General features: G+C 67.8%; 10 protein-coding genes. 2 read left to right on the top strand and 8 right to left on the bottom strand.

The genetic code is table 11. The features are described from left to right. Window positions 1-19 precede the first annotated feature (19 nt). The 7 genes from A9977_RS31325 to A9977_RS31295 form a co-directional block, all read right to left on the bottom strand. Window positions 20-982 carry a PDR/VanB family oxidoreductase gene (locus tag A9977_RS31325; protein WP_183028703.1) on the bottom strand — a complete coding sequence of 321 codons (963 nt, stop codon included), beginning with the start codon at window positions 980-982 and terminating at the stop codon, window positions 20-22. Between the two features lie 2 nt (window positions 983-984). Then, window positions 985-2,004: an ABC transporter substrate-binding protein gene (locus A9977_RS31320; protein WP_183028702.1), complete on the bottom strand. Its 1,020-nt coding sequence runs from the start codon at window positions 2,002-2,004 to the stop codon at window positions 985-987. A 41-nt stretch (window positions 2,005-2,045) separates the two neighbouring features. Next, window positions 2,046-3,416, bottom strand: coding sequence for an FAD-binding oxidoreductase (locus A9977_RS31315; RefSeq protein ID WP_183028701.1), 1,371 nt, complete (start codon window positions 3,414-3,416; stop codon window positions 2,046-2,048). Continuing rightward, window positions 3,413-4,294, bottom strand: coding sequence for an ABC transporter permease (locus A9977_RS31310; protein WP_183028700.1), 882 nt, complete (start codon window positions 4,292-4,294; stop codon window positions 3,413-3,415). The genes A9977_RS31315 and A9977_RS31310 overlap by 4 nt, the downstream gene beginning before the upstream one ends. Continuing rightward, window positions 4,272-5,078: an ABC transporter ATP-binding protein gene (locus A9977_RS31305; RefSeq protein WP_183028699.1), complete on the bottom strand. Its 807-nt coding sequence runs from the start codon at window positions 5,076-5,078 to the stop codon at window positions 4,272-4,274. The genes A9977_RS31310 and A9977_RS31305 overlap by 23 nt, the downstream gene beginning before the upstream one ends. A 2-nt stretch (window positions 5,079-5,080) precedes the next feature. Further along, complete coding sequence (locus tag A9977_RS31300; protein WP_183028698.1) at window positions 5,081-5,899, bottom strand: creatininase family protein; 819 nt, start codon at window positions 5,897-5,899, stop codon at window positions 5,081-5,083. 303 nt (window positions 5,900-6,202) lie between these two features. Next, window positions 6,203-7,825, bottom strand: a complete 1,623-nt coding sequence (locus A9977_RS31295; protein ID WP_183028697.1) for an MFS transporter — start codon at window positions 7,823-7,825, stop codon at window positions 6,203-6,205. A gap of 183 nt (window positions 7,826-8,008) precedes the next feature. On the opposite strand from A9977_RS31295, the gene A9977_RS31290 reads away from it, so the two are divergent. Beyond that, window positions 8,009-9,469: an ATP-binding protein gene (locus tag A9977_RS31290; RefSeq protein WP_183028696.1), complete on the top strand. Its 1,461-nt coding sequence runs from the start codon at window positions 8,009-8,011 to the stop codon at window positions 9,467-9,469. Between the two features lie 149 nt (window positions 9,470-9,618). Here the strand turns inward: A9977_RS31290 and A9977_RS31285 are convergent, their stop codons facing one another. Next, window positions 9,619-10,101 carry an Lrp/AsnC family transcriptional regulator gene (locus tag A9977_RS31285; RefSeq protein WP_183028695.1) on the bottom strand — a complete coding sequence of 161 codons (483 nt, stop codon included), beginning with the start codon at window positions 10,099-10,101 and terminating at the stop codon, window positions 9,619-9,621. A 173-nt stretch (window positions 10,102-10,274) separates the two neighbouring features. Here A9977_RS31285 and A9977_RS31280 point away from each other — a divergent pair, with 173 nt between their 5' ends. Further along, entirely contained in the window at window positions 10,275-13,880 is a 3,606-nt protein-coding gene (locus A9977_RS31280; protein ID WP_183028694.1) for an indolepyruvate ferredoxin oxidoreductase family protein, read from the top strand. The last annotated feature ends 59 nt before the right edge of the window (window positions 13,881-13,939 follow it).

Here is a 13,939-nt window from a genome sequence, read left to right as displayed (position 1 = left end):
GCTCACGCCCGTGCCGGCATCAAAGGTCGAGCACCAGTTCCTCGCCCACCGCGCGCGCGCAGCACAGCGCGATCTTGTGGCTGCGTTCGCTGCGCGTGAGGCAGAAGTCGCGGTGCTCGGCACCCGCGCCTTCGCCCGTCACCACGCAGGTGCCGCACAGGCCCTGCTGGCACGAAACCGGGATGTCGATGCCCACCCCGTGCAGCGCATCGACCGCGCTCTGGTCGGCCGCGACCGGCACCGTGATACCGCGCTGCGCGAGCTTCAGCACGAAGGGCTTGCCGGTCGCGCCGCCGGCATCGGCCGGCGCCGCGAAGTACTCGGCATGCAGCGCGTCCTCGGGCCAGTGGGCGGCAGCCTGGCGCACCGCGTCCATGAAGCCGGCGGGCCCGCAGACGTAGAGGTGCGTGTCGGCCGCGGGCTCGGCCAGCAGCGCGCGCAGGTCGATCTTCTGGCCCGCGCCTTCACGGTCCAGGTGCAGCCGCACATGCGGCGCCAGCGCGGGGGCGCGCAGCGCCTCGGCGAAGGCCAGGTGCTCCTCGCTGCGCGCGAACAGGCACAGCGTGAAGTCGGCACCGCTGCGTGCCAGCGACTGCGCCATCGCCAGCAGCGGCGTCATGCCGATGCCGCCGGCCAGCAGCAGGTGGCGCCGCGCCGCGGCCTGCACCGGGAAGGTGTTGCGCGGCGCGCTGATGGGCACCAGGTCGCCCTCGCGCACGCGCTCGTGCATCGCGGCCGAACCGCCGCGGCTCGCGCCTTCACGCTTGACGCCGATCAGGTAGGACAGCGGCGCCGCATCGCCGCCGTCCTGCGCCAGCGAGTACTGGCGCATGAAGCCGCCGGGTGTGTGCACGTCGATGTGCGCGCCGGCCTGGTAGGCCGGCAAGGCGCGGCCCAGCGGGTGCGTGAACTCGAAGGACAGGATCTCCGGCGTCTGGCGTGCGATGCGCGCGACGCGCACCGTCAGGATGCGTTCGAGCATGGCTACTTGACCAGCGCCTTGCGGATGTCCAGCCCGGTGCCCTTGTTGACGAACTGGGTGGTGTAGGCGTCCTTGTAGTTGAAGTCGGTCGGCTTGTAGAGGCCGGCCTCGACGGTCTTGTCGTAGAAGTCCTTCATGCGCGCGTCGCTGATGGCGCCGATGCCCTTGGTGGGCGCATCGCCCACGTCCATGTGCGCGCGCAGCACCGGGATCGACTTCTCGATGTAGTCCTCGCTGATGTCCGGGTTGATCTTCTGGATCATCGCGTCGGCCGCCTTGCGGTCGCCGTAGAGGTAGTTGTAGTGGCCAATGTTGGTGGCCTCGACGAAACGGCGCACCAGGTCCGGCTTGTTCTTGACCAGGTCCTGGCGCGTCTCGATCACCATGCCGTAGGTCGACCAGCCGGCATCGGCCAGCGACAGCACCACCGGCTTGAAGCCGGCCTGCTTCTCGACCGCGAAGGGCTCCGAGGTGGCATAGGCCTGCTGCACCGACTGCTTGTCGGCCAGGAACTGCGACAGGCTGTAGTTGTAGGGACGCACCTGCTCGTCGCGCATGCCGTAGGCCTTCTTCATCCACTGCCAGTAGCTGATCTGGCCGTCCTTGGCGAGCAGCACGGTCTTGGCCTTGGCCAAGTCGGCGAACTTCTCGAAGCCCTGGCCCGGGTGCGCGATGATGGCCTGCGGGTCCTTCTGGAAGTAGGCCGCGACCACCACCGTCGGCACCTTCTGCTTGATGTTGTCGAAGGCCATCAGCAGGTTGCCGGTCATGAGGAAGTCGATCTTGCCGGCCGGCAGCATCGGCCGGTTGTTGACCTGCGGACCGCCCTGCTGGATCTCGACGTCAAGGCCGAACTTCTTGTAGGTGCCGTCGGCCAGCGCCTGGTAGAAGCCGCCGTGGCCGGGTTGCGCGCGCCAGTTGGTGGCGAGCACCACCTTGTCCTGCGCGAGGGCGGCGAAAGCGGTGCCGGCGAGCAGCGTCGTCAGCAGTGCGCGTGCGATGAAGGGGGCTTGGAGTCGCATGGGAATGCCTTGTGTGGGTTTGTTGGGGAACGAAGAAAAGCTCAGGCGTCGCGCGCCATCTCCGGGGTCCAGCCGCGGGTCTTGCCGGGGTTCATCAGGCCCATCGGGTCGCTGCGTTTCTTGAATTCGATCTGCTGGTCGTCGATGGCCTTCATGCCGCCGTCCTCGATGGTGTAGACGTGCGGATTGAAAATCAGGCAGCCGCCCTGCGACTCGATCTCGCGCATCACGGCGTACTGGTGGGCCTCGTCCTTCCAGCGCACCAGCAGGATGCCGAAGGTGCCGTAGGCGCCGCCGGCACGCGCGAAGTCGTGGTGCTGCAGCACCTCGTCGCCGAACAGCGCGAGGTGGCGGTCGACCACGGCCGGGTCGAAGGGCTGTGCATACGCGACCTGCAGGTAGGTCCAGCTGCGGTCGACCTTGAGCGCCTGCAGCGTCGTGTGGTTGAAGGCGCACTCGTAAGCCGGCGGCAGGCCGCGCGCCACCAGTTCGGCCTCGGTGCCGGCCAGCGAGACGGTGCCGCCGTGGGCTGCCACCAGCGCACGGAAGCGCGCCATGGATTCCGGCGCCACCATGGTGAAGGCCGCATGCCGGTCGGGCGGGAACAGCGCGCCCATCTGCACGTAGTAGGGCGAGAAGCGCGCCTCGACGGTCGACAGCAGGAACAGGTCGATCTCGGGCGTGCTCGCGGCCACGCTGAAGTCGAGCGCGCCGCGGTAGCTGTCGAACAGCGCGGTGCAGTGCACCCATTCGATGGCCGGGCTCAGCGCGACCTCGACGTCGAGGATCACGCCGTTGGTGCCGAAGGCATGCTGCACCTGCTGGATCTCGTCGCCCTGAAGTTCGATGATGCGCGGCTCGCGCTCCACCGTCATGACGCGCGCGCGCAGCATGTTGCCGGGGTCGCGCAGGATGCCGTGGCGCACCGAGCCGATGCCGCCGAAGCCGCCCGAGATGAAGCCGCCGATCGAGGCCACGTGCCAGGTCGAGGGCCACATGCGCAGCGCCTGGCCGGTCTCGGCCACGGCCTGCTCGATGTCGTGCATGCGCGCGCCGGCCTGCACCCGCACCCGGCCGTCGTCGATAGAGAGCACGCGGCACATCTGCGTGACGTCGAGCACCAGGCCGTTGTGCAGCGGCACGCACTGGCCGTAGTTGCCGGTGCCGCCGCCGCGCACGGTCAGCGGCAGCTTCCACTTGGCGGCCACCGCGCAGACCTGGCGCACGTCGTCCTCGGTGCTGACCTTGACCACCAGGTCGGCCAGGCAGTCGGCCAGTTGCGCCGTGAGGATCGGGCTGTACCAGTAGAAGTCGCGCGAGAGCTGCCGGCGCTGGCCCGGCGCGTCGATGAGGTTCAGGCCCTGCAGGTCGGCGCACACCGCGGCCCAGTCGATGGAGACGGTAGCGTTCATCGTTCCCTCCGCATCTCGCTCTCGTGCCAATGGCCGAGCACCAGCCGCGACAGCGCCGCGAACACCAGGAAGATCACGATGCCCAGCAGCGACACCAGCAGCAGCGCGGCGAACATCATCGGGATCTCGGTGCGGAAGCTGGACTCGAGGATGCGCGAGGCCAGGCCGGTCTCGCGGCCCGCGGTGCCGGCCGTGAACTCGGCCACCACCGCGCCGATCAGGCTCAGGCCGCCCGCGATCTTCAGGCCCGCCATGAAATAGGGCAGCGCGCTGGGCGCAAGCAGGTAGCGGAAGGTCTGCCAGGGCGAGGCCTTGTAGAGCTGGAACAGGTCGCGCAGGTTGCTGTCGGCGCTCTTGAGGCCGATCACGGTGTTCGACAGGATCGGGAAGAAGGCCACGATCCAGGCGCACAGCAGCAGGGCCGCGGTGGTGCTCGACACATAGATCAGGATCAGCGGCGCGATCGCGATGATCGGCGTGACCTGCAGGATCACCGCGATCGGGAACAGCCCGATCTCGACCCACTTGAACAGCGCGAAGGCGATCGCCAGCAGCACGCCGCCCACGATGGCCGCGAGCAGCGCCAGCAGCGTGAGCTTGACCGTGAACCACAGCGCGCTCGACAGCGTGCCCCAGTTCTCGAACAGCGTGCTGAGGATCAGCGTGGGCGCGGGGATGATGTAGTGCGGCACGTTGTTGATGCGCACCAGCGCTTCCCACACGATCAGCAGCAGCGCCACCACGGCGATGGGCACCACGATGCGCAGCGTGCGCTCGCGCCGGCGCAGGCGCTCGTCGCGCGCGCGCAGCGCATCGGCGGAGGTGGCGTCGGCGTCCTGGAGGGCCACGCCGGGCTCAATGATCGATGTCGATGCCATGCAGGGCTCCATGCAGGGATTGCGACACTGCGGTGCAGTGGGCGTTGTAGCGGCTCGAGGTGCGGAAGGCTTCGCCGCGCGGGTAGGGCTCGTCGATGCGGATCTCGTCGATCACGCGGCCCGGGCGCGCCGCCATCACGACGATGCGGTTCGACAGATAGACCGACTCGTAGACGCTGTGGGTCACGAAGATCACCGAGAAGCGGTGCTCGCGCCAGATGGCCAGCAAGTCGTTGTTGAGCTTGATGCGGGTCATCTCGTCGAGCGCGGCGAAGGGCTCGTCCATCAGCAGCAGGCGCGGATGGGTGACCAGCGCGCGCGCGATCGACACCCGCATCTTCATGCCGCCCGAGAGTTCGCGCGGGTAGACGTCGGCGAAGCGCGACAGGCCCACCATCTCCAGCACCTGCTCGACCACCGGCGCGGCCGCGTCGCGGCCCATGCCGGCCAGCTTGAGCGGCAGCCAGACGTTGTCGAAGACCTTGGCCCAGGGCATGAGCGTGGGCTCCTGGAACACGAAGCCCAGTTCGCGGTCGCTCTTGCTGCCGCTGGTGTTCTCGCGCGACCAGTTCAGTTCGCCCGAACTCGCGCGCGTGAGGCCGGCGATCAGCCGCAGGGCCGTGCTCTTGCCGCAGCCCGAGGGGCCGAGGAAGCTGATGAAGTCGTGCTCGCCGCAGTCGAGGGTCATGCCCTGCAGCGCGAGCGTGCCGTTGGCGAAGCGCTTGCCGACGTTGCGCAGGCTGACCAGCGGCGGCGTGGCGGTGGGGGTGGCGGATGCGTCCATGCTCAGCGCCATGCGGGAACGTTGTCCAGGCGAGAGAGCGGGAAGCGGTCGACCTCCTGCAGCAGCTCGACGAAGCGCCGGCCCACGTGGTCGAGCACGGCCGCGCCCTTCTCGGCGGTGGCGCGCGTGGCGTCGCCGGCCGCGCCCGCGGGGTTGATGTCGTGCATCTGCCAGCCGAGCTTGCCGGTGGGCGTGATCGAGAGGAATTTGTTCTCGCGGGCCAGGTCTTCCGTCATCGAGTGGAAGTTCTGGAACTTGTCGGACTGCACGTCGTCGGGCGTCAGGTGCAGCATCACCGAGCTCTCGAGGTCGCCGGCATGCACGCCATGCCGGCCTTCGTGCGCGGTGAACAGGCCTTCGGGCAGGCCCAGCGTGTACCAGTTGGCCGACACGACCATCATGTCGTGCTCCTCGCGCAGGTCGCGGCCCACGATGTCCATCACGCCCATCTGGCCGCCATGGCTGTTGTAGAGCACCAGCTTGCGCACGCCGGCCTTGGCCACGCAGGCGCCGATGTCCTTCCACAGCGCGATCAGCGTGGCGGCCGACACGGTCAGCGTGCCCGGGTAGCGCGAATGCTCGTTGCTCTTGCCGTAGGCCACGGTGGGCAGGAACAGCACCGGCAGGTCGTCGGGCAGGTAGGGAATCGTCGCCCGCACCATGCCGTCGATGGTGGCGGTGTCGGTCGACATCGGCAGGTGCGGCCCATGCTGCTCGGTCGCGCCCACGGGCAGCACGGCGATCAGCCGTTCGCGGTCGAGGCGGGAAAACTCTTCGCTGGTCAGGTCGGACCAGTAGCGCGTGCGCAAGCGTGTCGTCATGGGCGGGTCTTCCTCTTGTGGTGGGGAATCAAAATTATCCGAGTGGTCAATAGTAATGGGGCTAGCGACTAACCCTGAGCAAAGGCCGTGCCGGAAATTCGGGATTTTCCCAGGGGAAAACGGCACACAAAGCGGGTATTGCGCCTCAGGGCGGTGCGTCGCCAGACCAAATACTTATACGAGTGGTCAATTTACAGGAGGCGGCTGCGTGGTGGGAGCGCGTGCAGCGGAGGTCGCGAGCGACCGACAGCCGGCCACCGCAGCTGCGGGATCGGGGGGCGCAGCAGGCCCCTGCCCGCGTTCTCAGCGGCGGACGACGAAGCGCTTCACCACCGGCGGCCCGTCGCCCAGGTGGAAGGCCAGCCGGCGCTCGCGCAAGGCCAGGTCGGCCGCGGTGGCGCGGTGGAAGCGGCGCAGGTGGCCGGTCCAGGACTCGTCGACGATCTCCTCGACGTAGCGGCCCGGCTCGGCGATGTCGTGCAGCAGCTCCCAGCCGATCGCGCCCTCGCTCAGGCGCGTGCGGCGCGTCTGCTGCATCACCTCCTGGAAAGCCGCGGCGCGCGCCGGATCGATCAGGTACTCGACCATGATCACCAGCCGCCCCTCGCCTGGCGGCGCATGCGGCGGCACGTCGGCCCAGCCCGGCGCGGCCGGGCTCACGTCATCGTCGACGCCGCCGTCGACCACGTAGCGCAGCGCCGCGCCCATCATCAGCACGCCGGTGACCGCCGCAATCAGCAGGCTGGCCTGCAGCGAGCTCACGGTGGCGATCTGGCCCCAGAGCGCGGCCCCGAAGGCGCTGGCGCCCATGATCGACATCTGGAACATCGACATGCCGCGCGCGCGCACCCAGTCGGGCAGCGCGAGCTGCGCCGACACCGACAGCGAGTTCGCCACCGTGATCCAGGCCGCGCCGCCGAAGAACATGGCCGGCACCGCCACCCAGGTGTTGGGCGCGACCGCCATCACCGCGGTCGCGGCCGATTGCAGCAGCGCGCCGCGCAGCACCAGCTGGTCGCGCACATAGGCCTGGCGCAGCCGTGGCATCACCAGCACCGCGCTGATCGCGCCCGAGCCCATGGCCGCGAGCAGCAGCGTGAAGGTGCCGGCGCCGCCGCCCTCGAGGCCGCGCGCCAGCAGCGGCAGCAGGGCCAGCAGCGCGGTCGAGTGCAGGAAGAAGATCGAGATGCGCACCAGCACCGCGCGCATGCGCAGCGACTGGCGCACGAACTGCACGCCCACGCGCATCGCGCTGATCAGCTTCTCGCGGCCCAGCGGATTGGGCGTGTGCTCGCGCCGCCAGCGCAGCACGATGAAGCCCGAGGCCACCGACATCACGGCGTTGAGCACGAAGACCCACAGCGTGCCCGCGCTGGCGATCAGCGCGCCGGCCACCAGCGGGCCGACGATGCGCGAGGCGTTCATCGCGATGCCGTTGAGCCCCAGCGCGGCCGGCAGCAGCGGCCGCGGCACCAGCTCGGGCACGATGGCCGCGAACACCGGCCAGCGCAGCGCCAGCCCGATCCCGTTGGCGAAGGTCAGCGCCAGCAGCAGCGGCGCGCTCATCATGTCGAGCGCCACCGCGATGCACAGCACCACCGCCACACCGGCCAGCCAGAACTGCGTGGCCATCAGCCAGCGCCGCCGGTCGAGGATGTCGGCCAGCGCCCCGCTGGGCAGGCCCAGCAGGAACACCGGCAGCGTGGAGGCCGACTGCACCAGCGCGACCCAGATCGGCGTGGTGGTCAGCGTGGTCATCATCCACGCGGCCGCCACGTCGTTCATCCACATGCAGACGTTGGCCAGCAGCCAGGTGCTCCACAGCATGCGGAAGACCGGCAGCTTCAGCGGCTCGAAAGGCCCGACGCGCGCAGGCTTGGCGCGCGGCGGGGAGAGGGGTGTTTCTTCGGGGGAGATGGGTGGCATCGGGTGGGCTATTGTGGCCGGACAATTGTGGGGTGGCCCGACAATCGCCCCCATGACAACACCCCGAAGCCAACGCCCCAGGGCTGATCGGCGAGAAGCTCGCCGCTGCGGACGGGGAGTGCAGGACATGCATCTGCGGGGCTCGGGCGCGGATCGCCGTTGCCGGGCGACTAAGGAGAGCACGTGATTCGCGACGAAGACTATTGGCGCAGCGTGGTGCACGAACTCGCGGCTTTGCCCAGAGAGACCGGCTGGCTCGAATTCAAGCAGAGCAAGGCCGATCCGCAGGACATCGGGGAGTACATCTCGGCACTCGCAAATTCGGCGGCGCTGGAGGGCAAGGCACAAGCCTATGTGGTCTGGGGCATCGAAGATCTTGCACATGCCATCGTCGGAACGACGTTCGACCCGGCAGCCTGCCGCATCGGCAACGAGGAGTTGGAGAGCTGGCTGTTGCGGCAGCTCTCGCCAAAGATCGACTTTCGATTCCATGCGATCGACATCGACGGCATGCGCGTGGTGCTGCTGGAACTGTCGCGTGCGGTGCGTCACCCTGTGCAGTTCGCCGGCACCGAGTACATCCGCATCGGTTCATACAAAAAGAGGCTCAAGGACTTCCAGGAAAAGGAGCGTGAGCTGTGGCGCATCCTGGACGCCGTGCCCTTTGAACTCCTGACGGCCGCGCAGCGCTTGAGCGCGGACGAGACCGTGGCGCTGCTCGACTACCCGGCCTACTTCGAATTGCTGGGACGGCCCCTGCCCAACGGCAGGGACGCAATCCTTCTGGCCTTGAACGAAGACCATCTGATCGAGCGCGAAGACGGCGGCACGTGGAGCATCCGCAATCTCGGCGCCATGCTGTTTGCACGGCGCCTTTCGGATTTCGGGCGGCTGCAGCGCAAGGCCGTGCGGGTCATTGCGTACAACGGCGTCGGCCGAGTACAGACCTTGCGGGAGCAGGAGGGCAACCGCGGCTACGCGGCCGGCTTCGAGGGCCTGATCGGCTTCATCAACGGCTTGTTGCCGAGCAACGAGATGATCGGCCAGGCCTTGCGCAAGACGGTGCCCATGCATCCCGAGCTGGCGATTCGCGAGCTGGTCGCCAATGCACTGATTCACCAGGATTTGTCGGTGACCGGAAGCGGGCCGATGGTGGAGATCTTCTCGGATCGCATGGAGATCAGCAATCCGGGCCCACCGCTGGTGGACACGAACCGGTTGCTGGACCACCCGCCACGTTCGCGCAACGAAGCGCTGGCGTCGCTGATGCGCCGCATCGGCATCTGTGAGGAGCGTGGCAGCGGGGTCGACAAGGTTGTCTTCGAAACCGAGTTCTACCAGTTGCCGGCGCCGTCGTTCGACGTGGTGGGCGATTCGATGCGCAGCATCTTGTTTGCCCCGATACCCCTGACCAAGATGACGAAAGCCGATCGCATTCGGGCGGTCTATCTGCATGCTTGTCTGCGCCACGTGCAGCGGGAGGCCATGACCAACACTTCGCTCAGGGAGCGCTTCGGCATCGACCCCAGGAACAGCGCGACGGCGTCCCGCCTGCTCAAGGAAGCACTGGAAGCAGGCGTGATCCGGCTGATGGACCCGGATGCTGCGTCCAAGCTGCGCAAATACGTGCCGGAATGGGCCTGAGGCCTGTCCAAATTTTGCTTGATGGGTATTTGATGGAGTGCGCCTTCAGGCCCCGCCATTCACCCATAGAACCCATATGAATCAACAACTTGCAAGCACATCGTTTGCTTGACAGGTAAATGGCGAGCGGCTCCGCCCGTCCGATCCCGTCACTTCTTCAGAGCCAGGTGCCCCAGCGGCAACGCATGGCTCGCCTTCACCTCCCCCAGCGAGAAGCTGGTGTGCAGGTCCTTCACGTTGGGCAGGTTCATCAGCTGCTGGCGGGCGAAGGTCGAGAAGCCGTCGAGGTCCTGGGCCACCACCTGCAGCTCGAAGGTGCCGGTGCCGCTGATGTAGTGGCAGGCCACCACCTCGGGCATCTTGCGGATCGCGTCCTCGAGCTTGCGCGTGGCCTCGTGGGTCACGCGCTCGGTGTCGACGCGCACGAAGGCGAGCACGCCGAGCCCGATCTTGTGGCGGTCGATCTCGGCCCGGTAGCCCTTGATGAAGCCGGACTCCTCCAGCGCCCGCACCCGGCGCCAGCAGGGCGCGGCTGACAGGCCCACGCGCTGGGCCAGCTCGGCGTTGGTGAGGCGGCCGTCGGCCTGCAGTTCTTGCAGGATGGCGAGATCAAACTTGTCAAGGCTTTCCATTTGGATCGATTCTAAGAAAGAATCTTCCCCAAATGGTCGTTTGAAGGGCGTAGAAAGCAAACACCTGTCGGTTGTGCAGGCATACACTTTGCGTGCACCATGGGGTCCATGCCCTACCCGGGCACAGACCCACCAGCCAGGCCCACAAGGCCATGCCACCAGGAGACAAGACGATGAATGCCCCCCTGCCCGAGCACATCCGCAAGGCCCTAGAAACCGTCACGCTCGACGACAAATACTCGCTCGACTACGGCCGCGCCTTCATGAGCGGGGTGCAGGCCCTCGTCAAGCTGCCGATGCTGCAGCGCCTGCGGGACCAGCAGAACGGCAAGAACACCGCCGGCTTCATCAGCGGCTACCGCGGCTCGCCGCTGGGCGGCTACGACCAGGCGCTGTGGAAGGCCAGCAAGTTCCTCAAGGCGCAGAACATCGTGTTCCAGCCGGGCGTGAACGAAGAGCTCGCGGCCACCGCGCTGTGGGGCACGCAGCAGCTGGGCTTCTCGCCCCAAGGCACCAACAAGTTCGACGGCGTGTTCGGCATCTGGTACGGCAAGGGCCCGGGCGTGGACCGCTGCTCCGACGTCTTCAAGCACGCCAACATGGCGGGCACCACCGAGTTCGGCGGCGTGATCGCCGTCGCCGGTGACGACCACATCTCCAAGAGCAGCACCGCCGCGCACCAGAGCGACCACATCTTCAAGGCCTGCGGCACGCCGGTCTTCTTCCCCACCAACGTGCAGGAAATCCTGGACCTGGGCATCCACGCCTTCGCCATGAGCCGCTTCTCGGGCGTGTGGTCGGGCATGAAGACGATCCAGGAGATCGTCGAGTCCAGCGCCACCGCGATGATCGACCCCGAGCGCGTCGAGATCGTCATCCCCACCGACTTCGAGATGCCGCCCGGCGGCCTGCACATCCGCTGGCCCGACCATGCGCTGGACCAGGAAGCGCGGCTGATGCACTACAAGTGGTACGCCGCGCTGGCCTACATCCGCGCCAACAAGCTCAACCACAACGTGATCGAAGGCCCCAACGACCGCTTCGGCATCATGGCCAGCGGCAAGGCCTTCAACGACACGCGCCAGGCGCTGATCGACCTGGGCCTGGACGACGCGGCCTGCCGCCAGCTGGGCATCCGGCTGCACAAGGTCGGCGTGGTGTGGCCGCTCGAGGCCCAGCTCACGCGCCAGTTCGCCACCGGCCTGCAGGAGATCCTGGTGGTCGAGGAGAAGCGCCAGGTCATCGAGTACCAGCTCAAGGAAGAGCTCTACAACTGGCGCTCGGACGTGCGCCCCAACGTGGTCGGCAAGTTCGACGAAGGCCTGGTCGCGGGCGCCGACGGCTACTCCGGTGGCGAATGGTCGATGCCCAACCCGACCTCGCACACGCTGCTGCGCGCCAACGCCGACCTGAACCCGGCGCTGATCGCCAAGGCCATCGTGCAGCGCCTCAAGAAGACCGGCCTGTTCGACCAGGTGGGCGCCGACATGCGCGCGCGCATCGACGCCCAGCTCGCGATCCTCGAGGCCAAGGAGCGCTCGATGGACGTGCTCAAGCTCGGCGGCGTGCAGGGCGCCGACCGCCTGCCCTGGTTCTGCTCGGGCTGCCCGCACAACACCAGCACCGTGGTGCCCGAAGGCTCGCGCGCGCTGGGCGGCATCGGCTGCCACTACATGGCGACCTGGATGGACCGCAGCACCATCGGCTTCACGCAGATGGGCGGCGAGGGCGTGCCATGGATCGGCCAGCAGCCCTTCACCACCGACCAGCACATCTTCGCCAACCTGGGCGACGGCACCTACTTCCACAGCGGCCTGCTCGCGATCCGCCAGAGCATCGCGGCCGGCGTGAACATCACCTACAAGATCCTCTACAACGACGCGGTCGCCATGACCGGCGGCCAGACCGTGGGCGAGCGCCCCGAGGGCCATTCGGTGCTGCAGATCGCGCAGAGCCTGCAGGCCGAAGGCGCGGCGAAGATCGTGATCGTCAGCGACGAGCCCGAGAAGTACGCTGGCGTGAAGGTGGCGGGCGATCCCGAGATCAAGCACCGCGACCTGCTCGACGAGATCCAGCGCGAGTTCCGCGAGATCAAGGGCACCACGGCCATCATCTACGACCAGACCTGCGCGACCGAGAAGCGCCGCCGCCGCAAGCGGGGCACGGCCGTCGACCCGGCCAAGCGGGTGGTGATCAACGAGCTGGTGTGCGAAGGCTGCGGCGACTGCAGCGTGCAGAGCAACTGCCTGTCGGTGGAGCCGCTGGAGACCGAATTCGGCCGCAAGCGCACCATCAACCAGAGCAGCTGCAACAAGGACATGAGCTGCCTCAAGGGCTTCTGCCCGAGCTTCGTCACCGTCGAGGGCGGCGCGCTCAAGAAGAAGGCCAAGAACAAGGCCAACTCGCCCTTCGAACTGGGCCCGCTGCCCGAGCCGGCCGTGCCGCAGCTTGCGCGCGACCAGGTCTGGGGCGTGGTGGTGGCGGGCGTCGGCGGCACCGGCGTGATCACCATCGGCCAGCTGCTGGGCATGGCCGCGCACATCGAGGGCAAGGGCATCGTCACGCAGGACGCGGCCGGCCTGGCGCAGAAGGGCGGCGCGACCTGGAGCCATGCGCTGATCGGCGAATCGCAGGCCGCGATCCGCACCACGCGCGTGGGCACCGCGGCGGCCGACCTGATCCTGGCGGCCGACCCGCTGGTGGCGGTCAACGCCGAAACGCTGGCCCGCATGCTCGAAGGTCGCACGCACGTGGCGCTCAACAGCCACAGCACGCCGACCGCCGCCTTCGTGCGCAACCCCAACTGGCAGAACCCGCAGGACGACTGCGCCAACCAGATCGCCCGCATCGTGGGCCTGGACGGCCTGGGCAGCTTCGACGCCGATGCCGCCGCGGTCTCGCTGATGGGCGACAGCCTCTACGCCAACCCGATGCTGCTGGGCTACGCCTGGCAGAAGGGCTGGCTGCCGCTCGAATACGCGTCGCTGATGCGCGCGATCGAGCTCAACAACGTCGCGATCGAGAACAACAAGACGGCCTTCGAATGGGGCCGCCGCGCGGCGAACGACCTGGGCTCGGTGCAGAAGCTGGTGTCGCCGGGCCAGGTGATCGAGTTCAAGAAGCGCGAGACGGTCGACGGCCTGGTCAAGCGCCGCGTCGAGTTCCTCACGGCCTACCAGAACGCCGCCTATGCCGAGCAGTACCGGGCCTTCGTCGCCAAGGTGCAGCAGGCCGAGACGGCGGCCGTGGGCAAGGCCACGGTGAGCGAATCGGTGGCGCGCTACCTGTTCAAGCTGATGGCCTACAAGGACGAGTACGAGGTCGCGCGGCTGCACACCGACCGCAGCTTCCTCGACCGCGTCAACGGCATGTTTGAGGGCGACTTCAAGCTCAACTATCACCTGGCGCCGCCGATCATTGCCAAGAAGAACGCCAAGGGCGAGCTGCAGAAGCAGAAGTTCGGCCCGGCCATGCTGACCGGCTTCAAGCTGCTGGCGAAGCTCAAGGGCCTGCGTGGCACGGCCTTCGACATCTTCGGCCGCACCGAGGAACGCAAGACCGAGCGCGCGCTGATCGGCGAGTACCGCGCCAGCATCGAGGAAGTGATCGCCGGCCTGAACGCCGCCAACCACGACGTGGCGCTGGAGATCGCGAAGCTGCCCGAGCAGATCCGCGGCTACGGCCACGTGAAGGAGCGCAACCTGGCGGCCGCGCGCACGCGCTGGACGGCGCTGCTGGCCAAGTGGCGCAACCCGCAGGGCGAGCGCGCCGCGGCCTGAGCACTGCTCGGCCGCCCATGAAAAAAGCGCCTCACGGCGCTTTTTTCATGTCCGCGGCA

Origin of the sequence: Variovorax sp. UMC13 (assembly GCF_014170375.1) — a bacterium.
Classification (GTDB): domain Bacteria; phylum Pseudomonadota; class Gammaproteobacteria; order Burkholderiales; family Burkholderiaceae_C; genus Variovorax.
Note: the sequence above shows the minus strand (reverse complement) of the source record. Positions and strands in the feature narration are given on the sequence as shown.